Annotated in this window: 25 protein-coding genes and 1 pseudogene; 12 read left to right on the top strand and 14 right to left on the bottom strand. The window is 73.0% G+C overall.

All coding sequences use genetic code 11. The annotated features are described in order from the left end of the window. Positions 1–41: 41 nt before the first annotated feature. Positions 42–2,477 carry a helicase C-terminal domain-containing protein gene (locus IG86_RS0133775; protein ID WP_030902066.1) on the bottom strand — a complete coding sequence of 812 codons (2,436 nt, stop codon included), beginning with the start codon at positions 2,475–2,477 and terminating at the stop codon, positions 42–44. 132 nt (positions 2,478–2,609) lie between these two features. Here IG86_RS0133775 and IG86_RS0133770 point away from each other — a divergent pair, with 132 nt between their 5' ends. Next, entirely contained in the window at positions 2,610–3,626 is a 1,017-nt protein-coding gene (locus tag IG86_RS0133770) for a hypothetical protein (protein WP_030823501.1), read from the top strand. Positions 3,627–3,650: 24 nt separating this feature from the next. Here IG86_RS0133770 and IG86_RS44820 read toward each other — a convergent pair. After that, positions 3,651–3,929: pseudogene (locus IG86_RS44820) on the bottom strand (sigma factor); the annotation flags it as partial. A gap of 252 nt (positions 3,930–4,181) precedes the next feature. Here IG86_RS44820 and IG86_RS0133765 point away from each other — a divergent pair. Next, complete coding sequence (locus tag IG86_RS0133765) at positions 4,182–4,799, top strand: HAD family hydrolase (protein ID WP_234316144.1); 618 nt, start codon at positions 4,182–4,184, stop codon at positions 4,797–4,799. A gap of 74 nt (positions 4,800–4,873) precedes the next feature. Here the strand turns inward: IG86_RS0133765 and IG86_RS0133760 are convergent, their stop codons facing one another. After that, complete coding sequence (locus tag IG86_RS0133760; protein WP_030662415.1) at positions 4,874–5,125, bottom strand: hypothetical protein; 252 nt, start codon at positions 5,123–5,125, stop codon at positions 4,874–4,876. Positions 5,126–5,303: 178 nt separating this feature from the next. Here IG86_RS0133760 and IG86_RS45200 point away from each other — a divergent pair, with 178 nt between their 5' ends. Continuing rightward, on the top strand, positions 5,304–5,687 hold the full coding sequence (locus IG86_RS45200) for a cold-shock protein (RefSeq protein ID WP_030012939.1): 384 nt from the start codon (positions 5,304–5,306) through the stop codon (positions 5,685–5,687). Between the two features lie 72 nt (positions 5,688–5,759). Here IG86_RS45200 and IG86_RS0133750 read toward each other — a convergent pair whose 3' ends face one another. The 4 genes from IG86_RS0133750 to IG86_RS0133735 form a co-directional block, all read right to left on the bottom strand. Continuing rightward, positions 5,760–6,623 carry a 1,4-dihydroxy-6-naphtoate synthase gene (locus IG86_RS0133750; protein WP_030823509.1) on the bottom strand — a complete coding sequence of 288 codons (864 nt, stop codon included), beginning with the start codon at positions 6,621–6,623 and terminating at the stop codon, positions 5,760–5,762. Continuing rightward, complete coding sequence (locus IG86_RS0133745; protein ID WP_045936857.1) at positions 6,598–7,341, bottom strand: futalosine hydrolase; 744 nt, start codon at positions 7,339–7,341, stop codon at positions 6,598–6,600. The genes IG86_RS0133750 and IG86_RS0133745 overlap by 26 nt, the downstream gene beginning before the upstream one ends. Before the next feature lie 13 nt (positions 7,342–7,354). Beyond that, positions 7,355–7,843: a hypothetical protein gene (locus IG86_RS0133740; RefSeq protein ID WP_030662405.1), complete on the bottom strand. Its 489-nt coding sequence runs from the start codon at positions 7,841–7,843 to the stop codon at positions 7,355–7,357. Positions 7,844–8,049: 206 nt separating this feature from the next. Continuing rightward, positions 8,050–9,426, bottom strand: coding sequence for an MFS transporter (locus IG86_RS0133735; protein ID WP_030823515.1), 1,377 nt, complete (start codon positions 9,424–9,426; stop codon positions 8,050–8,052). 328 nt (positions 9,427–9,754) lie between these two features. On the opposite strand from IG86_RS0133735, the gene IG86_RS0133730 reads away from it, so the two are divergent. After that, positions 9,755–10,678, top strand: a complete 924-nt coding sequence (locus IG86_RS0133730) for a DUF3027 domain-containing protein (RefSeq protein ID WP_030823518.1) — start codon at positions 9,755–9,757, stop codon at positions 10,676–10,678. A gap of 73 nt (positions 10,679–10,751) precedes the next feature. Here the strand turns inward: IG86_RS0133730 and IG86_RS0133725 are convergent, their stop codons facing one another. Continuing rightward, positions 10,752–11,774, bottom strand: a complete 1,023-nt coding sequence (locus tag IG86_RS0133725) for a membrane protein (protein WP_030902061.1) — start codon at positions 11,772–11,774, stop codon at positions 10,752–10,754. Positions 11,775–11,850: 76 nt separating this feature from the next. Here IG86_RS0133725 and IG86_RS0133720 point away from each other — a divergent pair, with 76 nt between their 5' ends. Next, positions 11,851–12,543, top strand: coding sequence for a GDSL-type esterase/lipase family protein (locus tag IG86_RS0133720; RefSeq protein ID WP_030902059.1), 693 nt, complete (start codon positions 11,851–11,853; stop codon positions 12,541–12,543). A gap of 59 nt (positions 12,544–12,602) precedes the next feature. Continuing rightward, complete coding sequence (locus IG86_RS0133715) at positions 12,603–13,592, top strand: aldo/keto reductase (protein ID WP_030823525.1); 990 nt, start codon at positions 12,603–12,605, stop codon at positions 13,590–13,592. A 218-nt stretch (positions 13,593–13,810) separates the two neighbouring features. Here the strand turns inward: IG86_RS0133715 and IG86_RS43320 are convergent, their stop codons facing one another. Together IG86_RS43320 and IG86_RS0133700 are read right to left on the bottom strand one after the other, a co-directional pair. Next, complete coding sequence (locus IG86_RS43320) at positions 13,811–13,954, bottom strand: hypothetical protein (RefSeq protein WP_157854959.1); 144 nt, start codon at positions 13,952–13,954, stop codon at positions 13,811–13,813. A gap of 187 nt (positions 13,955–14,141) precedes the next feature. Continuing rightward, on the bottom strand, positions 14,142–14,447 hold the full coding sequence (locus IG86_RS0133700) for a hypothetical protein (RefSeq protein WP_030823527.1): 306 nt from the start codon (positions 14,445–14,447) through the stop codon (positions 14,142–14,144). Between the two features lie 138 nt (positions 14,448–14,585). Here IG86_RS0133700 and IG86_RS45195 point away from each other — a divergent pair, with 138 nt between their 5' ends. From IG86_RS45195 to IG86_RS40335, 4 genes are all read left to right on the top strand, one after another. Then, positions 14,586–15,578: a helix-turn-helix transcriptional regulator gene (locus IG86_RS45195; RefSeq protein ID WP_030823529.1), complete on the top strand. Its 993-nt coding sequence runs from the start codon at positions 14,586–14,588 to the stop codon at positions 15,576–15,578. A gap of 318 nt (positions 15,579–15,896) precedes the next feature. Then, on the top strand, positions 15,897–16,070 hold the full coding sequence (locus IG86_RS43315) for a hypothetical protein (protein ID WP_157854958.1): 174 nt from the start codon (positions 15,897–15,899) through the stop codon (positions 16,068–16,070). Between the two features lie 188 nt (positions 16,071–16,258). Beyond that, a complete protein-coding gene (locus IG86_RS40340) occupies positions 16,259–17,692 on the top strand; it encodes a C40 family peptidase (RefSeq protein WP_051785557.1) in 1,434 nt (477 codons plus the stop codon). A 93-nt stretch (positions 17,693–17,785) separates the two neighbouring features. Further along, a complete protein-coding gene (locus IG86_RS40335; protein ID WP_051785556.1) occupies positions 17,786–19,297 on the top strand; it encodes a VCBS repeat domain-containing M23 family metallopeptidase in 1,512 nt (503 codons plus the stop codon). Positions 19,298–19,391: 94 nt separating this feature from the next. Here IG86_RS40335 and thpR read toward each other — a convergent pair whose 3' ends face one another. From thpR to IG86_RS0133665, 3 genes are all read right to left on the bottom strand, one after another. Further along, positions 19,392–19,946, bottom strand: a complete 555-nt coding sequence (gene thpR, locus IG86_RS0133675; RefSeq protein WP_030823534.1) for an RNA 2',3'-cyclic phosphodiesterase — start codon at positions 19,944–19,946, stop codon at positions 19,392–19,394. 149 nt (positions 19,947–20,095) lie between these two features. Beyond that, entirely contained in the window at positions 20,096–21,472 is a 1,377-nt protein-coding gene (locus tag IG86_RS0133670; protein ID WP_078906125.1) for an MFS transporter, read from the bottom strand. A 25-nt stretch (positions 21,473–21,497) separates the two neighbouring features. Next, positions 21,498–21,935, bottom strand: a complete 438-nt coding sequence (locus tag IG86_RS0133665; protein WP_030662370.1) for a MarR family winged helix-turn-helix transcriptional regulator — start codon at positions 21,933–21,935, stop codon at positions 21,498–21,500. Between the two features lie 141 nt (positions 21,936–22,076). Between IG86_RS0133665 and IG86_RS0133660 the strand changes: the two genes are divergently transcribed. Beyond that, on the top strand, positions 22,077–22,259 hold the full coding sequence (locus IG86_RS0133660; RefSeq protein WP_030662366.1) for a hypothetical protein: 183 nt from the start codon (positions 22,077–22,079) through the stop codon (positions 22,257–22,259). A 31-nt stretch (positions 22,260–22,290) separates the two neighbouring features. Here IG86_RS0133660 and IG86_RS0133655 read toward each other — a convergent pair whose 3' ends face one another. Then, entirely contained in the window at positions 22,291–23,751 is a 1,461-nt protein-coding gene (locus IG86_RS0133655; protein WP_030902050.1) for an NCS2 family permease, read from the bottom strand. Positions 23,752–23,894: 143 nt separating this feature from the next. On the opposite strand from IG86_RS0133655, the gene IG86_RS0133650 reads away from it, so the two are divergent. Further along, positions 23,895–24,185 (top strand): DUF2530 domain-containing protein, encoded by a 291-nt coding sequence (locus IG86_RS0133650; protein ID WP_030823543.1) that lies wholly within the window; start codon positions 23,895–23,897, stop codon positions 24,183–24,185. Positions 24,186–24,348 lie beyond the last annotated feature (163 nt).

The following is a 24,348-nucleotide window of genomic DNA, read 5'->3' as shown; positions in this document are numbered from 1 at the left end:
CGAACGCCGGCGGGGCTGGATGGGGCCGGCGGGGCTGACGGTCAGAGGTGGTCGTCCGCCAGTTCTGCCACGCCCGTGACACGGTGCAGGGCGTACGTGCGGACCTCGTCCGCCGTGTGGTCGTAGCCCGTGACGAAGCCGCCCTCGACGCGTACCGGGGCGATGACCCGCTGGCTCGCCGCGCCGTCCGCGTTCACGTAGCCGATCCACACCGCCGACCCGGTCAGTGCCGCCGCCTGCACCGTCGCCAGGGTTTCCGCCGCGCTCGTGCGCGGCAGCTCGCCGGGCACCCCGGCCGCCGGCCCGGGGTCCTTGCGGACCGCCGTCGCCGCCAGGTCGCCCGCACGGATCGCCCGTACGGCCGCCCCCAGCAGCGTCGCGTCCGGCACCGGCGGGCCGTCCGGCACCGGTACGGGCGCCGAACGGGCCGGCGTGCGGTGGGCGTCGGCCCGTGCCACCAGCACGTCGCCGGTGCCCGACTCCGCTGCCGGCGCGTATCCCATCGCCCGCAACCCCTCCAGCAGCGCGGTCGGTTCGGCCCGCGCGGCCAGCACCGTCGGCGCCAGCCGGCGCAGACCCAGTCCCGCCGAGCGTTTGTCCGCGAGGATCTCGCCCAGCATCGCGTCGTCGTCGCAGCGCACGTACGAGGAGGCCGCGCCGACCCGCAGGTGCCCGTGCCGCCGCGCCACGTCGTCGATCAGGTAGGCCAGCGGCTGCGGAACCGGCGTACGGCTGTGCTCCTTGAGGAAGGCGTGCAGATCGGCGGCGGCGTGACCGGCGTCCAGTGCCCGCCGCACCGAGCCCGGCGTGAACCGGTAGACCGTCGCCCCGCCCTTGGACTCCACGTCCGCGAGCACGGCGAGGGTGTCCCCGAGCGGGCGGCGCAGCGGTCCCGGCGCCACCGCCGTCAGGTCGGCCTGGAGCAGTACGTGGTCCACCGGCTCCGGCAGCAGCGGCGCCAGCAGCGGCGCCGGATCCCGGTGCTCCAGCAGCGCCCGGCCCGGCCCGGACAGTGCGCCCCGGCCGGTCACGCCGAGGACCTCCGCCTCGGTCAGTGCCCAGCCCGCGAGCCGGGCCCGCAGGTCGCTCGCCGTGCGCACGGGACGCTCCCACGCGAGCCGCGCCAGCACCGCCTCCGTGTCGGCCGAGGCGCCCTCCGGGAGGTCCGCCAGGAGTTCCAGGACGCGCCGGCGCACCTCGGGCGCCGCGGAACGGTCCAGTTCGGGGCCGAGCGCCGACAGCGTGCGCCCCTTCGCGTCCTGCTCGCCGACCAGGCCGGCGGTACGGGTGGCCGGCAGCCAGGCGGCCGCCAGCACCGACCACCGCTCGGCGGGCGGCAGTTCGCGCCAGTCGTCGAAGGCCGGGGTCGGCGCGTACCGCTCGTCCGCCTCCCCGTCGCTGGCCAGCAGCCCGGCCGCGTAGGCCAGTTCGATCCAGAACGCCGCCGAGGCCTCGGTGGTGTCCAGGCCGGCCGCGGCCCGCTTCAGGTCCCGTACGGACAGCCCGCCCGCCCGCAGCACCGGCGGACCGGTGTGCTCCCAGGACTTCACCAGCTCCTCGACGGTGGCCAGCGCGGCCAGCGCCTGACCGGCGGCGTTCGCGTCCACAAGCTGTGGACGGTGCTCGCGGTGCGCCGGCACCGGCGGAGCCACCGGCGAGGTGTCCCGGTGCGCGAGCCCGCCGCGCAGGTGCAGCGCCACCTCCCGGGGCAGGACAACGGTCCGCGCCGTCGCGGGCAGCAGCAGCCCCCGGTCGCGCAGCCAGCGCACCGGCGGCGCCGGATTCGGGGTCACCTCCCCGTACGGCGGCCCCCACACCAGCCGCCCCAGCACCTGGTGCGCCTCGGCGGGGGCCTCGTCCAGCAGCGCCGACATCCGCTCCGGGTCGGTGAACAGCGCGGTCAGCGCCGTGACCGCGGACACCGGGTCGTGCGTGCCGGGCAGCCCGGCCGCCGCCACGATCTCCTGCACCCGGGTCGGCGACATCCCGGCCGTGGCCTCGGCGACGGTCGGCCCGAGCCCCGTCGGCGAAGGGCGCTGGGGGGACGGCGCGAGCAGCTCGCGGGCGGTGCGCACCAGGCGCAGCCGGTCCTCGTCGCCCCACACCAGGGCCTGGTCGCGCAGGGTGTCCAGGGCCCGGGGGAGCGCGGCGCGGGCCCGTTCGTCCTCGCCGCCGCTCAGCAGCCCCTCCAGTACGGGGTACGGGCACGGGTCCGGGGCCACGGCGAGGGCCTCGGCCGTCTGCAGCGTGAACCGGTCCAGGCGCTCCAGCGCCCGCACCACCGAGGCCCGGGTCCCGGCGCGCGTGGCGAGCTGGGTGACGTCACCGGGCACCGGGTTCAGCAGGTCGGGCCGGGAGTGCAGCAGGGCGGAGAGCGCGGCGTCGTCGCGGGCGCGCAGCGCCTCGGCGAGGGAACGCGGGGAGGTGGCCCCGGTCCCGTTCTCCGGAGCTCCCGCAGCAGTGCTTGGCTCGGGCACAGTCGCCTCCCGGTCGCGTCGGCCGGTCGTATCGGCCGGTCCCCATCCGGCCAACGGTATCCGCTGCGCCCGGGGCGGCTCCACGGGTGCACGCGCTACCTTCGGGAGAGGCGGTACGGGAGGAGCCTGGGCGTGGGGATCGAAAGCGACCACCTGGTCTACGAATATCTGAGCGCCGTCGGGGACTTGGCGCAACGCAGGCACCTCTCCTCGGGCGACCGGATGCGGCTCGTGGCGGGCCTGCGGGACGAGATCGACCGTCGGCGCGCCAAGTACGACCCGGAGACCCCGGCGGCCGTGCGCCGCATCCTGGAGCGCATCGGCACGCCGGAGGAGGTCCTGGACACCCTCGGCACCCGGCAGGCCGCGGCCCCCTCCGCGGGCCCCGCCGCCCCGGTCCCGGCGGTGCCCGCCCAGCGCGCCCCGGGCCGGCTGCGCCTGCCCGGGGTCCCCGCGCCGCGGCCGACGCCGGAACGGGAGCCGGAGCCGGAGAACGTACCGCCGCACCTGGCCGGGCTGGACGAGCTCGGCCCGTCCGGCGGCGCCGAGCCCGACTGGTGGCGGATGACTCCCGGCGCGTACGGGGGCGGCCCGCAGGTCGAGGGCTTCGCGGGCGGCATCGAGATCCCGGACCTGTTCAAGGAGCGGCCGGAGGACGAGGACGAGGACGGGGAGCAGGCGGACGGGGTCCCGCCCGGGCCTGCGGACTCGCGCGCACGGACCCTCGTACGGTTCCTGCGCGAGCGGCGGCGCGCGAAGGCGGAAGCCGCCGGGAAGGCCGGGGCGCAGCCGGAGGCGGCCGCCGCCCCGGCCCGCCCGCGGCCCAACGCCTTCCTGCTGCTGGCCGCCGCGGTCCTCGTCGTCGGCGTCGTCAGCGGCCACTGGCTGCTCCTCGTCATCGGCTGGCTCCTGCCGTACGCCTCACGGGTGCTGCGGCCCGCCGAACGCAAGTGGGCCGTCCTCGGCCCGCCGGGCGTGGTCCTCGCGGGCGCCGCGGTGTGGCTGTGGGGCCGCACCAACGGCAAGTGGGGCGAGACCCTGGCCGACGACCAGGTCGGCGGCGCGGTCCAGGGCATGTGGCCGTGGCTGCTGCGGGGCGCCGCGCTGGCGTCCGTGCTGTATCTGGTGTGGCGGGCGCGCCGACGCTGAGGCACGCCCGGGCGCCCGGCGGGCCCGCAGGTCGGCGTGGTGCGGGGCCCGCGGCGGATCGATCCGCCGGTGGGCCAGCAGGTCGCGCAGGCGGCGGCGCCGCTCGGCGAGGAAGGTGCGGGTCAGCACGGTCCGGGCGTACGCCTGCGGGTTGTCGGCGGCGGCCACGCGCCGCCAGTGCTGGAACAGCTTGGCGAGGGTCGTCTGGGTCAGGTCGCGTGCGCCGTCGGCGTTCCCGCACAGCAGGTACGCCGTCCGGTACAGCCCCCGCTGGGCGGCCCGGGCGAAGGTCTCGAAGTCGAGGCCGCCGGTCGCCGCGTCCCGCTCGGCGGCCGCTCGCCCGGGGCCGTACCCCTGCTCGTACTCGGGTCCGTACGCGGGCCCGAAGTCCCGCGCTGCGTTGTGTTCGGCGCCTGGTGGCATCCGCCCTCCCTCTCACATCGTGTCCTTCACCCCTGTCCTGAGCGCTCCCGCGCCGGAAAGGTTGAACACGAGTTCCGGGGAGGTTCGCCCCGCCGTCCACCGCGCTCCGCCCAGCTCGGCACAATGGGCCGTATGAACCTCACCGTCGGCTTCGACCTCGACATGACCCTCATCGACTCCCGCCCGGGCATCCGGGCCGCCTACCGGGCACTGTCGGCCGAGACGGGGACGTACATCGACGCCGACGCGGCGGTCACCCGCCTGGGACCCCCGCTGGAGGAGGAGCTCGCGCGCTGGTTCCCGCAGGACGAGATCCCGGCCATGGCGGACCGCTACCGGGAGATCTACCCGGACCACGCCATCGAGCCGACGCCCGCGATGCCCGGCGCCCGCGAGGCCGTGGCCGCCGTCCAGGCGATGGGCGGCCGCGCGATCGTCGTCACCGCCAAGCACGAGCCCAACGCCCGCCTGCACCTGGGGCACCTCGGCATCGAGCCGGACGCGGTCATCGGCTGGCTGTGGGCGGAGGCCAAGGCGGGCGCGCTGCGCGAGCACGGCGCGCAGGTCTACGTCGGCGACCACATCGGCGACGTACGCGGCGCCCGCACGGCCGGCGCGCTGTCCGTGGCCGTGCCCACCGGCCCCTGCCCGGAGCCGGAACTGCGCGCCGCGGGCGCGGACGTGGTGCTGCCCGACCTCACCGCGCTGCCCGAGTGGCTCGCACAGTACGTCGCCGCACAGCCCGTCTGACCCGTCCGCCCCGTCTGACCCTCCGCCCCGTCCGAGGCGGTTCTCCGAGGCCTCCCGGCCCGGGCCTGCAGGGCTCAGGCCTGGGAGGCCCGCGCCGCCTTGCGCTGCGCCGCGGCCGAGCGCAGGACGCCCGCGGCGGAGATCGCGAAGCCGACGCCCATCAGCATGCACACGGCCCACGCGTACGACGGGAACGGGTCGACGTCGAGGAACAGCGGAGCCATCGTCGCCAGCGTGGCGACGGCCCCGGCGATGAACACGATGCCGCCGGCCCTGACCAGTCCGTCGCCGGGCCGCGCTTCGTCTGAATGAGGAGTAACAGTCACCTCACCAGGGTAGTTCCCTGGCCGAAGCAGCCGACCGCGAAGGACCGGGGAACGTCTTGTCACCCGGCCCCCGACCATTAGCCTTGAGGTGGCGGGTCACACATGGCCCGCTGCGCTGTTGTCCGGAGCCGTTCGCGGCACTTCGGACCCCCGACGAGCACAAGGACAGAGGACGGACGTGCCTACCGGCAAGGTCAAGTGGTTCAACAGTGAGAAGGGCTTCGGCTTTCTCTCCCGCGACGACGGCGGAGACGTCTTCGTCCACTCGTCGGTGCTCCCTGCCGGGGTCGATGCCCTCAAGCCCGGTCAGCGAGTCGAGTTCGGCGTCGTCGCCGGACAACGCGGTGACCAGGCACTTTCGGTGACCGTTCTGGACCCGGCGCCGTCCGTCGCGGCCGCCCAGCGCCGCAAGCCCGACGAGCTCGCCTCGATCGTGCAGGACCTCACCACCCTGCTGGAGAACATCACCCCGATGCTCGAACGCGGCCGCTACCCCGACAAGGTGCACGGCACGAAGATCGCCGGCCTGCTGCGCGCGGTGGCCGACCAGCTCGACGTCTGACCCGCCCACGCACACCCGCGCCCCGCCACTCGAACGAGCGGCGGGGCGCAGTCGTGTGCGGCGCGCGGACCCCTACGGGAAGGCGAGCGCGCCCGGCGCGATGGCCGGTACCAGCCCCTCGGCCGCCGCCCGCGTCAGCAGCCCGCGCACCGCCGCGTAGCCGGAGTCGCCCAGGTCCGCGGTGAACTCGTTGACGTACAGGCCGATGTGCTGGTCGGCGACGGCCGGGTCCAGCTCCTGCGCGTGCGCGCGTACGTACGGGCGGGAGGCCTGCGGGTCGTCCCAGGCCATCCGGACCGAGGTGCGCGCCGACTCGGCCAGCTCGCGCAGCCGCTCGGCACCCAGCGACCGCTTCGCGATGATCGCGCCGAGCGGGATCGGCAGACCGGTCGTGGACTCCCAGTGCTCGCCCATGTCGGCGAGGCAGTGCAGGCCGTAGTCCTGATAGGTGAACCGGGCCTCGTGGATGACCAGTCCGGCGTCCACCCGGCCGTCCCGGACCGCCGGCATGATCTCGTGGAAGGGCAGGACGACGACCTTGCCGACGCCCTGCGGCAGCACGTCGGCCGCCCACAGCCGGAACAGCAGGTACGCCGTGGAGCGTTCGCTCGGCACCGCGACCGTCCGCCCGGCCAGGTCCAGGCCCGGCTCCGCCGTCAGCACCAGCGGGCCGCAGCCGCGCCCGAGGGCCCCGCCGCACGGCAGCAGCGCGTACTCCTCCAGCACCCACGGCAGCACCGCGTACGACACCTTCAGCACGTCCAGCTCGCCGCGCTCGGCCATGCCGTTGGTGATGTCGATGTCCGCGAAGGTGACGTCCAGGGCCGGCGCGCCGGGCACCCGTCCGTGCGCCCACGCGTCGAACACGAACGTGTCGTTCGGGCAGGGCGAATAGGCGATCTTCAGCGGTTCACCGTCGACCACGGTGTTGCTCATGGCGTTCTCCCCAGTTCGCGAGTACGGGCCCCAGTACGCGGAAGCCCTCGGCGAGCGCCGCCAGCGCGTCCCCGATCCGCCAGGCCGCACGGTCGCGCGGCCCCACGGCGTTGGACACGGCGCGGATCTCCAGTACGGGCAGCCCGTGCGCGGCGGCGGCCTCCGCGACCCCGAAGCCCTCCATGGCCTCGGCCCCGGCCATCGGATGCCGGGCCGCGAGGGCGGTCGCCCCGTCGGCGGTCCCGGTCACGGTGGAGACGGTCAGCACGGGCGCCAGCAGTGCCCCGGTCGCCTCGGCGGCCCGGGCGGCCAGCTCGGCGGGCGGCAGGTGCACACTGCGCCCGAAGCCCAGTGCGGACACGTCCACGAACCCGTCGGGGGTCTGCGCCCCCAGGTCGGCCGCGACGATCGCGTCCGCGACCACGAGGGATCCGAGCGGGGCGGCGGGCGCGAACCCGCCGCCGATGCCGGCGCTGACGACGAGCCCGTATTCGGTTCCGGCCAGGGCCAGCGCCGTGGCGGTGCCCGCGGCGGCCGCCGCAGGACCGACGCCGCCGACGAGCACGTCGAAGGCGATGCCCGGAAGGTCCCGGCGGGTGATGAGGTACCCGCCGGGGAGCGTGCGCGGCTCAGGACCGGGACTGTCCGGATGAGGGGTCAGACCGGTGAGGACGGAGTCCGACTCCGCCCCCACCGCCGTCACGACGAGCGCGCGCACCGGTGTCGTCCGGTTACTTGAGCTTGAGGTTGAAGGACCAGACGGCGAGCGGCTTGCCGTCCTCGCCGATCTGCAGGAAGGCCAGCTTCTTCGAGGTCGGCGCCTCGCCCTGGCCGCCGGTCGCGAAGACGTCGGCGTTCGGGAAGCTGCGGTACGTGCTCGACGAGGGCTCGGTGATCGGCTGGCCGTCGAGAACCGCCGACCAGCGCTTGCCGTCCTCGACGACCTCGGGCTCGACGCCGAGGCGCAGCGTCTCGCCGCGGCCGTACTTGATGGTCTTGGGGTTCTTGAGGTTCGTGAGGCACTCCTGGACCTCGTCCATGGAGAGCTCCTTGCCGTCGTTGTGGCAAGAGGCTTCCGCGGACACCGACGAGCTGCCGACCGTCACGGTCGCGAGCGGGGTCGGCTTGTCGCAGGCGGAGAGAAGGAGGAGGCCGGCGGACACGGCTCCGAGGGCCGCGACGCTGCGGCGGGCCCTACCCGAGAAAAGCGGTGCGGTCATGAGCCGAAGGCTATCGGGCCCCTGGGCTGCGCCGCTGCACGGGGTACCGCGGGCCTGCGGCGCGCCGCCGTTCGGCTCCCGCCGGGGTGACCGTGGGCGTACGGGCGCGGCGCCGTTGCCGGGGGCGCTGCCCCCGGGCCCCCGCGCCTCGAACGCCGGCGGGGCCGGAGGGGTGTCGGCGGGGCCGAAAGCGGGGGAGCCGACTGTCACGCCACCCGGGGGCGGGACGTGCGTTGCTGCGGGTGGTGGCGGGGGGAGGACAGGGCGCCGCGGATGCCCATCGTCGCGCCCAGCGCGACGATCGCCGCAGCCACCGACATGCCCAGTACGCCGTTCAGCGGCAGGACGATGCCGATCGCCCCGCCCATCACCCACGCCACCTGGAGCAGCGTCTCCGAACGGGCGAACGCGGAGGTCCGTACCGCCTCCGGCACGTCCCGCTGGATCATCGCGTCCAGCGACAGCTTCGCCAGCGCCTGGCAGAAGCCCGCCGTCGCGGCCAGCACGGCCACGAACACCCCGCTGTAGAAGACGGCCGCCAGCACCGCCACCCCCAGCGTCACGCACAGCACCGAAGCGACGATCACCTCCGGGGCGCGCGCCCGCAGCCACGCGCCCACCGCCGTACCGCAGGCGTTGCCCACGCCCGCCGACACGCCCACGATGCCCAGCGACACCGCCGCGCTCTGCCCCGCCAGGGGATGCTCGCGCAGCAGGAACGCCAGGAAGAAGATCAGGAAGCCGGACAGCCCGCGCATCGCCGCGTTCGCCAGCAGCCCGCACAGCACGCTGCGGCTCACCGTCCGCAGCCCCGGCCGCTTCGAGTGCGCCTCGTGCGTCGACAGCCGGGCACGGCGCTCGCCCTTCGCCTCGTCCACCTTGTGCGGCAGCGTGAACGCCGCGAAGGCGCCGCCCAGGAAGATGACGCAGGCCCCGTACAGCGGCCACTGCGGCCCGATCGAGTTCAGCCCGGCGGCCACCGGCGCCGCCGCGCCCGTGGCCAGCAGGCCGGCCAGCGTGACCCGGGAGTTCGCCTTGACGAGTGAGAATTTCGGCGGGAGCAGCCGTGGCACCACCGCACTGCGCACGACCCCGTACGACTTGGACGCGACCAGCACGCCCAGCGCCTCCGGATACAGCTGGAGACCCCCCGTGGCCACCACGGCCGACATCAGCAGCGCGAGGACCGCCCGCGCCAGCATCGCCGCGGCCATCGAGGCCCGCCGCCCGTGCGGCAGCCGGTCCAGCAGCGGCCCGATCACCGGGGCCAGCACCGTGAACGGCGCCATCGTGATCGCCAGGTACAGGGCCACCCGGCCCCGTGCCTCGTCCGTGGGCACCGAGAAGAACACCGTCGAGGCCAGCGCCACCGTGATCATCATGTCGCCGGCGCCGTTGATCGCGTGCAGCTCGATCAGCTTGCCCAGACCCGATTCGCCCGCCCCGTGCGCGTGCGTGGCCCGCCGGATCCCCTTGGCCGGACCGGTGATCGGACGGTGCAGGGCACGCCCGACAGCCCGGCCGGCCCGCCTGGCCGGTCCCGAGCCGTCGTCGGACGACCGTACGGGTGCCACACTCGACATAGTGCCCCACCCGGCCCCCGCGGGGCGCCTCCCGGCGCGTCGCGGAACCGGCGGCTTGTCCGCGAATCGGACCTTGCATGTGTGCCCAGGGCTTAAGAGGAGGTAGCGTGCGTAGCGCGCCACCGGCGGTTGCTCCTGGCCGCGCGCCTCTTCGTGATCCCGCAGAATGGATCGCAGTGAGGTGCGCCCGGAGTCCGATCGGGTGCGGACGTCGACGCGGCCCTCTGGTCCGCTCCGCCCGCGCCTCGTACGGACAGCACCACCGGGTCGTTGTGGACGACAGTACGGACGGCGCACACGTGAGACGGCGTAGGAGAGAACGAGACCAGTGAGTGCTGCGACGACGCGAAGCCGTACCCCGCGTACCCCCGACCGCCTGTGCGTCGAGGCGGTGGAACTCGCCCGCGCGGCCGCCGAGGAGGCAGCCTTCCCCGGCGTGGTGGGCGCACACGTCTCCGCCGTGGCGGAGGGCGACCGCGTCGTCACCCACTTCTTCGAGTCCAAGGAACCGGGATACCGCGGCTGGCGGTGGGCCGTCACCGTGGCCCGCGCCTCCCGCGCCAAGAACGTCACCCTCGACGAAACGGTGCTGCTCCCCGGCGACGACGCCCTGCTGGCCCCCGAGTGGGTGCCGTGGAGCGAGCGGCTGCGCCCCGGCGACATGGGCCCGGGCGACCTGCTGCCCACCGAGGCCGACGACCTGAGGCTGGAGCCGGGCTGGTCGGGCGAGGACGCCCCGCCGCCGAACTCCGTCGTCTCCACCGAGATGGCCGAACTGGTCGAGGCCGAGGACGCCGACGTCACCGACCGCGTGACGGTTCCCGCCCGCGGCTCCATCTCCTCGGTCGCCGAGGAACTCGGCATGCGCCGGGCGCGCGTGCTGTCCCGGTACGGGCTGCACAGCGCGGCCGACCGCTGGGACGAGTCCTTCGGCGCGAAGACCCCGATGGCGCAGGCCGCGCCCGCGTCCTGCGTCTCCTGCGGCTTCCTCGTCGCCGTCGGCGGCTCGCTGGGCCAGGCCTTCGGCGTCTGCGCGAACGAGTTCAGCCCGGCCGACGGCCGCCTGGTGTCGCTGTCCTACGGCTGCGGCGGCCATTCCGAGGCCGCGGTCATGCCGGCGCCGCTGCGGCCGGCCCCGCCGGTCCTCGACTCGATGGCCTCGGACGAGTTCGTACTGCGTCCGGCCGAGGACACCGGCCCGGTCCCGACCCCCGACGCGCAGGCCGCTGACCTGGACCTCGGCCACTCGTAACCCGTACGGCCCCGTCCGCGGGGCGGCGCGGGCGCACCCGCGCCGTCGGTCCCGCAACGTCAGCCCCGCGCCGTCAGTCCCGCGCGCGGCGGCGGAGGAGCCGCTTCGCACCGAAGACCAGGACCAGGCCGCCCGCCAGGACCAGGGCGCCCTTGCCGAAGCTGCCGGTCGGCTCCGGGGAGGTCGCCGTGTCCGGCGGTGACCCCGGCTGCGGCGAGGCCGAACCGCCGGGAGAGGGGGTTCCGGCCGCCGGGAGCGCGACCACCCGGCTGCTCGCGCCCTCCGAGCCGAACATCAGCGTGGAGCCGTCCGCGGTGTACGTCACCGACTCCGCCTGCCCCTGCCACGGGGCGTCCACCCGCTCGCCCTCGCCCTCCGGCCGGCCGTCCTTCCACGGGTACGTCCGGGCGGTGAAGTAGCCGCGCAGGGTCAGCCGGTTCCCGTCCGGGGAGAACGCCCCGTCCGTCACCCAGGGGACGTCGGCGACCCGCCGGAAGACGTTGTCCGCGCCCGCCGACAGCTGCGCGGGGCCCTCGTACAGGCCGCCCCTGCTCTCGTCCTTGCTCGCGATGTAGACCCGGCCCGTCACCGGATGGACCATCAGGGACTCGGCGTTGCGCGGCCCGTCCTCGTACCGCACCGTGAACTGCGCTGCCTTGACGGTGACATCACCCAGTTGCCGCGGCTCCTGGAAGCGGTAGATCCACACGTGGTCCCAGGTGCCGCCCCGGTTGTCGCCGATGTCACCGACGTAGAGCTGCCCGTCCGGGCCCAGCGAGATCGCCTCGACGTCGCGCGGCCTGCCGATGCCCGTCAGCGTCACCCGGGCCACCGTGCTGCCGGTGGCCGAGTCCACCGCGTAGACGTACGGGCCGTCGTCGCTGTCGTTGTGCGTCCAGTAGACGCCCGGATGGATGCGGCTGGCCGCCAGCCCGCTCGACTCCTTGATCCGCGGATCGGAGATGGTGAACGAGGACGCCCCCGGTGACTGCGCGGCGTACGCCGTGCCCGGCAGTACGGCGAGGACGGTGGCGGCGGCGAGGGCGGTGGCGGCGGCGGTCGCGAGGGCGGCGGCGGACGGCAGGGGCGGGCGCATCCTCCCAGCCTGCCAGTACGTGCCGCGTGTCCGGCGTCACAGATGTTTCTGTCGCGCGATCCGCGATGATGACCGGATGCGTTTCATGTTCGTCGGCGACTCCATGACCATCGGACGCGCCGGCGACTACACCTGGCGCTACCGGTTGTGGCAGCACCTCAACTCGACCTTCGGCGGCCCCTACCGGATCGTCGGCCCGCGCTGCGAGGTCTACGACGCGGGCGCCGACGCGGCCGTCAGCCACGAGTACGCCGACCCGGGCTTCCCGGAGCACGCCCGCCGCCATCTGGCCGGCTGGGGCGAGGGCTGGCAGCACATGGCTCCCGTCATGGGCGAGACCGTGGCCGCGCACCGCCCGGACGTGCTGCTGGTCTCCCTGGGCCTGATCGACCTCGGCTTCTACACCGACGCCGAGCAGACCGCCGCCAACGTCCGCCGCTTCGTGGCGGGCGCCCGCGCGGCCCGCCCCGGCATTCGCATGGTGCTGCTGCCCGTCATCCCGAACAGCCGGGCCGAGGAGGACGCCCCCTTCGCGGCCGAGGTGGACCGCTTCAACGACCTCCTCGCCAAGGCGGTGGCCGACCTCACCACGGACGCCTCGCCGATCCTGCTGGCCGCGCGCCCGGCCTCGTACGACATCCACCGGGACACCTACGACGGCACCCACCCGAACGCCTCCGGCGAGCACCGCCTGGCGGGTGAGTTCGCGGCGGTCCTCCACCAGGCCTGGGGCCTCGGCGGCCCGTACCGCGCGGCGCAGCACCCGTAACACGCCCTTCATCGAGGGGTCTTGCTTGGAGTGCACTCGAAGCAGTTGGCTAGTGCACCATGAAGTACACACAGCTCGGACGCACCGGCCTCAAGGTCAGCCGACTTGTACTCGGCACCATGAACTTCGGACCCCAGACCACGGAGCCCGAAAGCCACTCGATCATGGACTCCGCCCTTGAGGCGGGGATCAACTTCTTCGACACCGCCAATGTGTACGGGTGGGGCGAGAACAAGGGCCGCACCGAGGAGATCATCGGGACCTGGTTCGCCCAGGGCGGCCGGCGCCGCGAGAAGACGGTCCTCGCCACCAAGGTCTACGGCTCCATGTCCCGCGAGGGCGAGACCTGGCCCAACTACGACCGCCTGTCGGCGCTGAACATCCGGCGGGCCGTCGACGCCAGCCTCAAGCGGCTCCAGACCGACTACATCGACCTCTACCAGTTCCACCACGTGGACCGGCGGACCCCCTTCGAGGAGATCTGGCAGGCCGTGGAGGTCCTCGTCCAGCAGGGCAAGATCCTCTACGTCGGCTCCTCGAACTTCCCCGGCTACAAGATCGCCCAGGCCAACGAGGTCGCGGCGCGCACCGGGCGGCTGGGCCTGGTCAGCGAACAGTGCATCTACAACCTCGCGGAGCGGCGCGCGGAGATGGAGGTCATCCCGGCCGCCGAGGAGTACGGGCTCGGGGTCATCCCCTGGTCCCCGCTGCACGGCGGGCTGCTCGGCGGTGTGATCAAGAAGGAGGCCGTCGACGGGCGACGGGCCTCCGGACGGTCCGCCGACGCCCTCGCCAACAGCGCCGTACGGGCGCAGGTGCAGGCGTACGAGGACCTGCTCGACAAGCACGGCCTGGAGCCGGGCGAGGTCGGGCTGGCCTGGCTGCTGACGCGTCCCGGGGTCACCGGGCCGATCGTGGGGCCGCGTACGCCGGAGCAGCTCGCCTCGGCGCTGCGGGCCGTGGAGCTGGAGCTGAGCGAGGAGGTGCTGGCCGGGCTGGACGAGATCTTCCCCGGTCCGGGGCCCTCGCCGGAGGCCTTCGCCTGGTAGCCCTCCGGCGCTCGTCGCCGGTGGCCGTCGTGGCCGTCGTGGGGCTACTGGCCGACGGCGGCCGCCACGGCGACGACGAGGAACATCAGCACGAGCACACCGGCCATCACACGGTTTCTGGTCTTGGGATCCACCCGTCGAGCCTAACGCGGCAGCCCCCGCATCGTGGACGCAGGGGCTGTGCCGTGGAGGGTGCGCTGCCGGCCGTGGCCGGGCGGTCACTGCCAGCTCATGTCACCGTTCTGTGCGGCGACCGGGGGCTTCGCGGCGGTGAGCGGGGCGGCGGAGGCGACGGCCGGCGCACCGAGGACGAGGGCGAGGGCGACGACCGCGGCGGCCTTGACGATGCGAGTGGTGTTCATGGTGTCCGGGTCCCTTCGGGGTGCCGTGAGGCGTGATGACGGTGGCTTCCCGGTCGGTCCCGCGTCCCGCGGTGGCGCTGTCCCTTTCCGGTGAGACATAGCTAAGCCGCAGCTCAGCGGGGGGAGAAGGGGGATCGGCTGGCCCAAACCGTCCGTGGACGGTTGAGGACAGGAGACGGGTGGAAGGTCAGCCGCTCCGCAGCTCCGGCACCGACATCGGCATCAGCGGGACACCGACGTCCAGCAGGCGCGCGGGGGGCAGCGCCCGCGCGCCGAGCAGACGGCGGCAGACGGACTCGGCGTGCCGCTCCGCCTCCCGCAGGGAGCCCGAGAGCAGGTAGAAGCCGAGCGTGAAGTGCTCCGCGGACTGCGGGTGGACGGCCAGGTGCTCCACCCGGTCCCTCGGGCGCAGCGCGGCGCGGGCCGTCTCACGCAGGTCGTCGGGCACTTCCGCCGGAGGAACCGTCCGCAGACGGGCATGGACGAGGTACATGTCTCCACCGTGGCCCCGGCGGACCCGTGGGGGACACCCCTCCGGCTGGCCGTTTGTGGCCGTGGACACATCTGTCCATCCGGCACTTCTTTGAGATGATCTTTCCCATCGAAGTGCCAACGGGGTGGGGGGAACCACATGTTGACCGAACTGGGCCTCGACGCGAGAGCCGAGGCCGTCTACCGCGCCATGCTCATGGAACCCGGGTCGGGCGTCACCGCGCTCGCCGATGCCGTGGGGATCGGCGAGGGCGACGTACGCGAGGCCCTGGACCTGCTGAGCGAACTGGCCCTGGTCCAGCCGTCGGCCGACGAGAGCGGGCGGCTGCGCGCGGTCTCCCCGGAGGTCGGGATGGAGATCCTGATGGCCCGGGGGCAGGCGGAACTCGCCGCGCAGCAGCAGCGGCTGGAGGCGTCGCGGGCCGCCGCGGCCAGGCTGATCTCTGAGTACTCGGAGCTGCGGCCGGCCGCCAGGCACCCGGGTGTGGAGCAGCTCATCGGCCTCGACGCGGTCCGCGACCGGCTGGTCGCGCTGACCCGGGAGACTAAGGAGGAGCTGCTGGCCTTCTCGCCGGACGCCACGCTGAGCGAGTCGGCGCTGGCCGCCTCCCGCCCGCTGAACAGGGCGCTGCTCGAACGCGGCGTCCGCATGCGCACCCTCTACCTGGACAGCGTGCGCAACAGCCGTCCCTCGGTCGAGCACGCCAACTGGCTCACGGAGCTTGGCGGTCAGGTCCGTACGGTGGCGTCGCTGCCGACGCGGATGCTCATCGTGGACCGCAGGACGGCGCTGATCCCGGTGAGCGACGACTCCTCGGCGGGCGCGGTCGTCCTGACCGGGCACGGCATGCTGGTCGCCCTGTGCGCGCTCTTCGAGTCGACGTGGGCGGCGGCGCAGCCGCTGGCGGAGGTGGCGGTCCTGGGGCCGGACGGTCTGACCGCGCAACAGGCGGCCGCCGTGCGGTTGTTGGCGGAGGGGCACACGGACGACGCGATAGCCAAGCGGCTGGGGGTCTCCTCGCGCACGGCCCGGCGCATCGCCAACGAGCTGATGGAACGGCTCGGGGCGCGCAGCCGTTTCGAGGCCGGAGTCCGTGCCGTCCAGGAGGGCTGGCTGCCCGCGCGCGCCTGACCGGTAGTACCGAACGAAAGCCGCCCGGCGGGACCACGAGAGTGGTCCCGCCGGGCGGCTTTCGTGTGTGTGGGCGAGGCCGGGGGGAGGGGCCGGATCAGGCCACCGTGGCCAGGACCGGCCACGGCCCGTTCGGGCCAGTCGATCTCTCTTCCGTCCGGCCCGGGCAGCGGCGAATCTATTGCTTGTCAGCGGGGCAGCCCCCCGGGGACGAGCACCGAAGGCCCTGAAAGCCCTCAACGGACGCCACCGCGGGACGTCCTGGGACGACGGGTTCAAGCCACCAGATCATTTCGTTTCGGAAGGACGAAGCACCCCATGCGTACGGGAATCCTCAGGGCCACCGCGGTCGTCGCCCTCACCCTCGGCATCACCTCCGTCGCCCCGATGGCCTCCGCCCATGCCCCGGCCCACCCGGTCCCGGCGACCGGAACGGCCGGCGCGGCGGGCACCCCGCTCACCCCGCTCACCGCGGTGGCCGGCTCCCGCTAGACGCGTCGCGCCCGCACGGTCCATCCGCACCATCCGCAGAATCCCCAGGACCGCTGTACCTGCAGGACAGCTGTCCGTCCGCCACACCTCGCACGCCTCGCATCGCACCTCGCACATCGCGTGACGCCGGTCGAGCCCTCGCTCCCGGCCCTCCAGACCCCCTGACCCACCAGAACCGGAGCACAGCCATGTCCCGACACCTGCCCAGAACCCGCCGGGCAGCCGTCGCCGCACTGATCGCCGGCGCCGTCGCCGCCGGCACCGTGGTCGCCGTCGACTCCGCGGCGGTCGCCGCACCGGCGGCCGTCACCGCCGAACCCCCCGCGAACCCCGACTACGGCAGCCCCGGCCAGGGCGAGGAAGAAGCGGTCGACGGGGAGTTCCGGGCGACGACCTTCGCCGCTGCGGCCACCGCGCAGATCACCCGCAGCTCGGTCATCGCCCGGGCCAAGAGCTGGGTCGGCATCGGCCTGGACTACAACAGCGGCGGCCGTCACGGCGGATACCGCACGGACTGCTCGGGCTACGTCTCGATGGCCTGGGACCTGGACTTCCAGCCGGCCACCAACTCCTTCGCCTCCCGCGGCGTGACCGAGTCGATCACCAAGTCCGAACTGAAGGCGGGCGACGCCCTCCTGGACGACGACGCGGGCTCCTCCGGACACGTCGTCCTCTTCGAGAAGTGGGCCAACTCCGACCGCACGCAGTACTGGGGCTTCGACTTCACGCCCAGCGGCGTCCACCACCGCGTCTACGACTACCCGTACTACCCGGGCTACGGCCCCTACGTGCCCGTTCGCTACAAGAACATCGCCGACGACGTGACCACCCCGCCGGCGCCCAAGCCCGGCATGACCGACCTCGTCGCGGCCAACGTCAACGGCGACGCCGTGGACGACGTGGTCGGCGTCGAGGCCTCGACCGGAAAGCTGTGGCTCTACAAGGGCGCCTCCAACGGCACCATCGCCTCCGGCGGCAACCGGGTGGAGATAGGCAGCGGCGGCTGGAACGGCATGGCCAACCTGGCCGCCGGCGACTACAACGGCGACCGCAAGGACGACATCGTCGCGGTCGAGGAAGCCAGCGGAAAGCTGTACCTCTACCCGGGCACCGGCAGCGGTCTCTCCTCCCGCAAGGAGATCGGCTCCGGCGGATGGAACGGCATGTCCGAGCTGATGGGCGGTGACTTCAACGGCGACGGCAAGGCCGACGTCGCCGCAGTCGAGAAGTCGACCGGCAAGCTGTGGCTCTACAAGGGCAACGGCACCGGATCGATCGGCGGCGGCAGCAGCCGCGTACTGATCGGGTCCGGCGGCTGGAACGGCCTGCACGACCTGGTCGGCATGGACGTCGACAACGACGGCAGGACCGACGTCGTCGGGGCGGAGACCTCGACGGGCAAGCTCTTCCTCTACAAGAGCAACGGCACCGGCCTCAACGCCCGCACGGAGATCGGCTCGGGCGGCTGGAACGGCATGAACGACCTCATCGGCGGCGACTTCACCTCGAACGCGAACGACGACCTCGTCGCCGTCGAGAAGGCCACCGGAAAGCTCTACCTCTACCCGGGCACCGGCACGGGTCTGGGGGCGCGCAAGGAGATCGGCTCCGGCGGCTGGTAGCCCCACCGCCTCGGACGTCTCTCCCGCTCTTCTTCGCAACTCCCCTCCCTGGAACCTCTTTTGGCACCCTCGTGCCGGTTTGGAAGCACTCCCATGTCTGTCGAGACCACCTCCACCCTCTCCCGCTTCATGTCCCGCCGGGTCCGCATCGCCACCGGCCTGGTCTGCGCCACCGCCGCCGCGGTCGCCCTCTCCGCCGGCGGCGCGAACGCCGACGGCGGCCCGGAGGACCCGCACGGCGAGCTGCCCGTCCTGACCGCGGAGGACCTCGGGCTGCCCGAGGGCCCGCAGATGATGACGGCCATGGCGGCCACCGCCGGCGACGACCGCCCCGACTTCCAGATGCCGTTCAAGTGCGGCGAGACCTGGCAGGGTGCCTCCCGCCCCGACCACAGCCCGTCCGCCAACGCGATCGACTGGACGCAGGGCGGCTCGACGCTCAACTCCCCCGTCGTGGCGAGCGCCGACGGCGTCGTGTCCAAGGTGAGGGACCTCGGCGGCACCAGCTACGGCAAGTACGTGGTCATCAACCACGGCGGCGGCTGGTCCACCGTCTACGCCCACCTCAACGGCTTCAACACCTCCACCGGTGCCACCGTCAAGGCCGGACAGCAGATCGGCATCGTCGGCAGCACCGGCGGGTCCACCGGTCCGCACCTCCACTTCGAGCAGCGCCACGACACCGTCGACCAGCGCATCACTTTCAACGGCGCCCCCTTCGGCGGCTCCGGCCGCTGGTCCAAGTCGCTGACCAGCAAGAACTGTGAGACCAAGGCTCCGGAGCCGAAGCCCGAGGGCCCCGGTGACGGGGGCGCCGGCTCCACCGGCATGGTCGACCTGGCCTCGGCCGACCTCAACGGCGACAACGTGGTGGACGTCGCCGCGGTGGAGGCGTCCACCGGCAAGCTGTGGCTCTACAAGGGCTCCTCCAACGGCACCATTGCCTCCGGCGGCAACCGCGTCCTGATCGGCTCGGGCGGCTGGAACGGCATGTCCAACCTGACCGGCGGCGACTTCACCGGTGACGGAAAGGACGACATAGTCGCGGTCGAGGAGTCCACCGGCAAGCTGTGGCTCTACAAGGGCGCCGACAACTCGACGATCGCCTCCGGCGGCAGCCGCGTCCTGATCGGCTCGGGCGGCTGGAACAGCATGTCCAACCTGACCGCCCTCAACCTCAACGGCGACAAGATCGCCGACCTGGCGGCCGTCGAGAAGTCCACCGGCAAGCTGTACCTCTACCCGGGCAACGGCACCGGTCTGAACGCCCGCAAGGAGATCGGCTCCGGCGGCTGGAACGGCATGTCGAACCTGACCGGCATGGACCTCAACAACAGCGGCCGCCAGGACCTGGTCGCGGTGGAGAAGTCCTCGGGCAAGCTGTTCATGTACCCCGGTGACAAGGGCTACCTGAGCCCGCGCATCGAGATCGGCTCGGGCGGCTGGAACGGCATGTCCGACCTGATCGGCGGCGACCTGCTGAACTCGCAGCTCTCGGACGACCTGATCGCCGTCCAGAACTCCACCGGCAAGCTCTTCCTCTACCCGGGCACCGGCTCCGGCGGCCTCGGCGCCCGTAAGGAGATCGGCACCGGCGGCTGGTGACCACCTGAACACCACGGCCCGAAAGTGAAGACGCGTGAGGCGGCCCGTCCCTGCAGGACGGGCCGCCTCACGGCGTTCGCCGTACGTAGGCGGTTCAGCCGGCCAACGGCCAGGCGCGCACGGTCTCGTAGCGGGGCTGTTCGCCCGGCACCCCGCTCACGGGCAGGTTGCTGCGGACCAGGCTGAGCGTGTCCACCTGCCAGGCGGTGCCCTCGAAGTCCGCGAGGGCGTCCAGGTACGGGCGCAGCGGGGTGGTGGGGTGGCGGCTGCGGGCGAGGGTCAGGTGCGGGGTGTACCGGCGGTGCTGCTCCATGGGGACCCCGGCCCGCCGTGCGGCCGCGTCGGTTCGGTCGGCGAGCAGGCGCAGGGCGTCGAGCTCCCCGGCGGCGCCGGCCCACAGGGCCCGGTCGCCGAAGTGCCCGCAGCCGTGCAGGCGCAGCGCGAAGGGCGCCGTGCGGTGGGCGGCCCGCTCCAGGCGGGCGTGCAGCTCGGGGAGCACGTCGTCGCGCACCTCGCCCATGAAGGCGAGCGTGAAGTGCCAGCCCGCTTCCGCGGTCCAGGTCAGCCGGTCGTCGCGGAGCGGCGCTACGGCTTCCCGCAGCGCGGCGACGGCCTCCTCGGGCGGCAGAACGGCGGCGAACAGTCTCATGCGAGGAGCGTATAGGGGTGCGGCGCCGCTGCCGGGGGCCCTGCCCCCGGGCCCCCGCGCCTCGAACGCCGGCGAGGCTGAGATTGCCCGGCGGGGTCCGGGGCGGAGCCCCGTGGGGCGCCGCGCCGGGTCCCGCCGGAAGAGACTCCCTAGGCCACCGTCACCAGCTCGGGGCGGCGCGAAACGGCGGGGACGAAGGCCACCCCGTGGCGGCCGACCCGGAGCCGGAGGTTGCCGACGCGGGCCAGGACCACCGCGATGGCCACGGACGCGGCCAGGGAGATCAGGGCGCCCGAGGCCATGCCGATGCGCGCGCCGTAGGTGTCCGTGATCCATCCGAGCAGCGGGGCGCCCAGCGGGGTGCCGCCGGTGAAGACCATCATGAAGAGGGCCATGACCCGACCCCGCATCTCGGGGTCGGTGGCCATCTGCACGCTGGAGTTGGCGGTGACGTTGACCGTCAGGCCGAAGACGCCGATGGGCACGAGCAGCGCGGCGAACAGCCAGAAGCCGGGTGCGAAGGCCGTCACGAGCAGCAGTACGGAGAACAGGGCGGCCGCGGCCACCAGCAGCCGCAGGCGGGAGTGTCCCCGGCGGGCTGCGAGCAGGGCGCCCGCGAGGGAGCCGGCCGCGATCAGGGTGTTGAAGAGTCCGTAGGTGCCCGCGTCGCCGTGGAAGACGTCGCTCACGAACGCCGACAGCCAGATCGGGAAGTTGAACCCGAAGGTGCCGATGAAGCCGACGAGCACGATCGGCCAGACCAGCTCGGGCCGGCCGGCGACGTAGCGCAGGCCTTCGCGCAGTTGGCCCTTGGCGCGGGGCCGGGGCTCGACGGGGTGCAGTTCCTTCGTCCGCATCATCAGCAGGCCGGCGATGGGCGCGGCGAAGGAGAGGCCGTTGAGCAGGAAGGCCCAGCCGGAGCCGACGGCGGTGATCAGCACACCGGCGATCGCCGGGCCGACCAGCCGGGCGGACTGGAAGTTGGCCGAGTTGAGGCTGACGGCGTTGGCGACCTGGTCCTTGCCGACCATCTCGGGGACGAAGGTCTGGCGGGCGGGGTTGTCCACGACGGTGATCAGGCCGAGGAGGAGGGCCGCGACGTAGACGTGCCAGACCTGGACGTGTCCCGCGAGGGTGAGGGCGGCGAGTGCGATGCCGGTCAGGCCCATCGCGCTCTGGGTGACGAGGAGCAGGGGCCGCTTGGGCAGCCGGTCGGCGAGTACGCCTCCGTAGAGGCCGAACACCAGCATCGGCAGGAACTGCAGGGCGATGGTGATGCCGACGGCGGAGGCGGAGCCGGTCAGTGAGAGGACCAGCCAGTCCTGGGCGATGCGCTGCATCCAGGTGCCCGTGTTGGAGACGACCTGGCCGGTGGCGAAGAGCCGGTAGTTGCGGATCCTCAGCGAGCTGAACATCGAGTTCCTGCTCGTGGGTGCCGCGGGTGCCGCGGGTGCCGCGGGTCGCGCGGCGGTAGTGGGGGTGGATATGTGGCCGGGTGCGGAGTCTGCTCCGTTTCCCGTACTCAAAAGCGTTCGCCTCCTGGCGTCGTTCCTACAGGTGCGCGAGCTTCTCCAGGACGGGTGCGGCCGCGCGCAGTTTGGCCCATTCGTCCTCGGTCAGCTCTGCCGCGAGCCCGGCCAGGAAGGCGTTGCGCTTGCGGCGGCTCTCTTCGAGCATCGCTTCGGCCTCCTCCGTCTGGCGGACCACCTTCTGGCGGCGGTCGTCGGGGTGCGGTTCCAGCGTGACCAGTCCCTTGGCTTCCAGCAACGCGACGATGCGCGTCATGGACGGCGGCTGGACGTGCTCCCGCCGCGCAAGCTCACCGGGTGTGGCCTGGCCGCAGCGGGCGAGGGTGCCGAGGACCGACATCTCGGTCGGGCTCAGCGACTCGTCGACGCGCTGGTGCTTCAGGCGCCGCCCCAGCCGCATGACGGCAGAGCGGAGGTCGTTCACGGCGGCAGCATCGTCGCCATGGGAGAGGTCAGGCATGTACTTAGAATAACTCATTACTCTCGCTAAAGAACACCGGGTTTCCCGGTCATGCACCAGGTATGTGCCAAGTCACTCGTACGGGTGAGTCGGCGGCCGAAAGTGACACGCGCGCGCACCCTGTGCCCCGACTCTTTCGGCATGGGGACACATGTGCTGAGCATGCGCATAGACGGGGAGCTCCTCGACAGGCTCCGGATCCACGCCGCCAAACGCGGAATGAGCGTCCAGGACTATGTGGTCCGGACGCTCATTCGCGATGACTTCGACGAGCGCTTCAAGTCGGCCGTCGACGAGACGGAGAAGTTCTACGGGCTGACGTGAGCCCGAGCCCCCGGCGGCCGAAAGGCACGGCCTAGCCGAGGCCGAGCGCGGGCATCGCGTAGTAGAAGACGAACACCGCCGACACGACGTACATGGCGGTCGGGACCTCGCGGCCCCGGCCGGTCGCCAGACGCAGCACGCTGAAGGTGATGAAGCCGATGCCGATGCCGTTGGTGATCGAGTAGGTGAAGGGCATCATCACCATGGCCAGGAAGGCCGGGACGGCGATGGTGAAGTCGCTCCAGTCGATGTCCTTGACCGACCCCGCCAGGATCAGGAAGCCGACCGCGACCAGCGCGGGCGTGGCGGCCTGCGACGGGACCATGGTGGCCAGCGGGGTGAGGAACAGCGCCACGGCGAAGAGGGCGCCCGTCACGACGTTCGCCAGGCCCGTACGGGCACCCTCGCCGACGCCGGCCGTGGACTCCACGAAGCAGGTCGTCGCCGAGGAGGAGGTCGCGCCGCCCGAGGCGACGGCGAGGCCGTCGACGAACAGGACCCGGTTGATGCCGGGGAACTCGCCGGTCTTCTTGTCGATCAGCTTGGCCTCGTCGCCGACGCCCAGGATCGTGCCCATGGCGTCGAAGAAGCAGGACAGCAGCACGGTGAAGACGAAGAGGATGCCGGTGAGCAGTCCGACCTTGCCGAAGCCGCCGAAGAGGCTGACCTGACCGACGAGGCCGAAGTCCGGCGCGGAGACCGGGTTGCCGGGCCAGGCCGGGACGGTCAGGCCCCAGCCGGAGTCGGGCAGGTCGGCGACGAGCTGGACGACGACCGCCACGAGGGTCATGGCGACGATGGAGATCAGGATCGCGCCGGGGACCTTGCGGATCAGCAGGGCGAGGGTGAGCAGCGTGCCGATCACGAAGATCAGGACGGGCCAGCCGTGCAGGTGGCCGTCGCTGCCGAGCTGCAGCGGGACGGTGGTGTGCGCGGCGTCCGGGATGCGGGAGACGAAGCCGGAGTCGACGAGGCCGATCAGCATGATGAACAGGCCGATGCCGATCGCGATGCCCTTGCGCAGGCCCAGCGGGACGGCGTTCATGACGCGCTCGCGCAGCCCGGTGGCGACCAGCAGCATCACGACGAAGCCGGCCAGGACCACCATGCCCATCGCGTCGGGCCAGCTCATGCGCGGGGCGAGCTGGAGGGCCACGACGGTGTTCACGCCGAGGCCGGCGGCGAGCGCGATGGGGACGTTGCCGATGACGCCCATGAGGAGCGTGGTGAAGGCGGCCGTCAGGACGGTGGCCGTCACGAGCTGACCGCTGTCGAGCTGGTGGCCGTACATGTCCTTCGCGCTGCCCAGGATGATCGGGTTCAGCACGATGATGTACGCCATGGCGAAGAAGGTCGCGAAACCGCCGCGGACCTCGCGGGCGACGGACGAGCCGCGCTCGGAGATCTTGAAGTAGCGGTCCAGCCCGCCGGAGGGCTCCCGGGGGGAAGGCTCCGGAGTGGCGGGTGCGGGGGCGGGGGCCGGGGTGCTCATACGGTCCTCATTGGTGGTTCATACGAAGAAAATGGGCCGCGCCCAAACCGTTTCAGTATGAACACATCAGAGAAGGGCCGTCCATCTCCGCGCGTAGACAGCGTGGGGGCTGGTGGCGGGGGGCTCCCGCTTAAACTGGCTGCATGGCGAAATGGATTGCGAAGCACGAGGCGCCCGAGCCCCTTGAGGGTCCCGTCGTCGCGACGGTCACGGGTGGCACGATCCTGTGGTTCGCCCTCTTCGTGGTCCAGCTGCCGTTCTACGGGTGGTTCGCCGACCGCGGTCAGCTGTGGTGGGTCTGGACCTGCGCGGCCGGCGGCTTCCTCGGCCTGATCGGCATCTGGTACGTCCGCGGCCGCGAGGCGGCGCTGAAGCGCCATGCCGATGCTGCTGCGCAGGCCCGGCAGGAGTCGGGCGGAGCCGCGGAGGCCTGACGGCGCCCGCGGCCGGGAGGCTCCGGTGCGGGCCCCTTGCCGGCCGGGCGGGCGGCAGCCACTGCGTCCCGCGGGTCGGCTCGGGCCTGAGCAAGGGCATCGCGGAGGGTAGGTCACCCGCGGGGCGGTTTCGGCTCCTACTCGGGGACGATCCGGGTCATCC

Source organism: Streptomyces virginiae, from assembly GCF_000720455.1.
Taxonomy (GTDB): domain Bacteria; phylum Actinomycetota; class Actinomycetes; order Streptomycetales; family Streptomycetaceae; genus Streptomyces; species Streptomyces virginiae.
This window is presented reverse-complemented; position numbering and strand designations above follow the sequence as displayed.

What these genes read in the sequence shown, in the direction of transcription:
- IG86_RS0133715 (WP_030823525.1), top strand. Translation starts at nt 12,603, where the DNA reads ATGAAGTACACACAGCTCGGACGCACCGGCCTCAAGGTCAGCCGACTT.
- IG86_RS0133765 (WP_234316144.1), top strand. Translation starts at nt 4,182, where the DNA reads ATGAACCTCACCGTCGGCTTCGACCTCGACATGACCCTCATCGACTCC.
- IG86_RS0133740 (WP_030662405.1), bottom strand. Translation starts at nt 7,843, where the DNA reads ATGACCGCACCGCTTTTCTCGGGTAGGGCCCGCCGCAGCGTCGCGGCC.
- IG86_RS45195 (WP_030823529.1), top strand. Translation starts at nt 14,586, where the DNA reads ATGTTGACCGAACTGGGCCTCGACGCGAGAGCCGAGGCCGTCTACCGC.
- IG86_RS0133735 (WP_030823515.1), bottom strand. Translation starts at nt 9,426, where the DNA reads ATGTCGAGTGTGGCACCCGTACGGTCGTCCGACGACGGCTCGGGACCG.
- IG86_RS0133665 (WP_030662370.1), bottom strand. Translation starts at nt 21,935, where the DNA reads ATGCCTGACCTCTCCCATGGCGACGATGCTGCCGCCGTGAACGACCTC.
- IG86_RS0133750 (WP_030823509.1), bottom strand. Translation starts at nt 6,623, where the DNA reads ATGAGCAACACCGTGGTCGACGGTGAACCGCTGAAGATCGCCTATTCG.
- thpR (WP_030823534.1), bottom strand. Translation starts at nt 19,946, where the DNA reads ATGAGACTGTTCGCCGCCGTTCTGCCGCCCGAGGAGGCCGTCGCCGCG.
- IG86_RS43320 (WP_157854959.1), bottom strand. Translation starts at nt 13,954, where the DNA reads ATGAACACCACTCGCATCGTCAAGGCCGCCGCGGTCGTCGCCCTCGCC.
- IG86_RS40340 (WP_051785557.1), top strand. Translation starts at nt 16,259, where the DNA reads ATGTCCCGACACCTGCCCAGAACCCGCCGGGCAGCCGTCGCCGCACTG.
- IG86_RS40335 (WP_051785556.1), top strand. Translation starts at nt 17,786, where the DNA reads ATGTCTGTCGAGACCACCTCCACCCTCTCCCGCTTCATGTCCCGCCGG.
- IG86_RS0133725 (WP_030902061.1), bottom strand. Translation starts at nt 11,774, where the DNA reads ATGCGCCCGCCCCTGCCGTCCGCCGCCGCCCTCGCGACCGCCGCCGCC.
- IG86_RS43315 (WP_157854958.1), top strand. Translation starts at nt 15,897, where the DNA reads ATGCGTACGGGAATCCTCAGGGCCACCGCGGTCGTCGCCCTCACCCTC.
- IG86_RS0133700 (WP_030823527.1), bottom strand. Translation starts at nt 14,447, where the DNA reads ATGTACCTCGTCCATGCCCGTCTGCGGACGGTTCCTCCGGCGGAAGTG.
- IG86_RS0133650 (WP_030823543.1), top strand. Translation starts at nt 23,895, where the DNA reads ATGGCGAAATGGATTGCGAAGCACGAGGCGCCCGAGCCCCTTGAGGGT.
- IG86_RS0133720 (WP_030902059.1), top strand. Translation starts at nt 11,851, where the DNA reads ATGCGTTTCATGTTCGTCGGCGACTCCATGACCATCGGACGCGCCGGC.
- IG86_RS0133655 (WP_030902050.1), bottom strand. Translation starts at nt 23,751, where the DNA reads ATGAGCACCCCGGCCCCCGCCCCCGCACCCGCCACTCCGGAGCCTTCC.
- IG86_RS0133660 (WP_030662366.1), top strand. Translation starts at nt 22,077, where the DNA reads ATGGGGACACATGTGCTGAGCATGCGCATAGACGGGGAGCTCCTCGAC.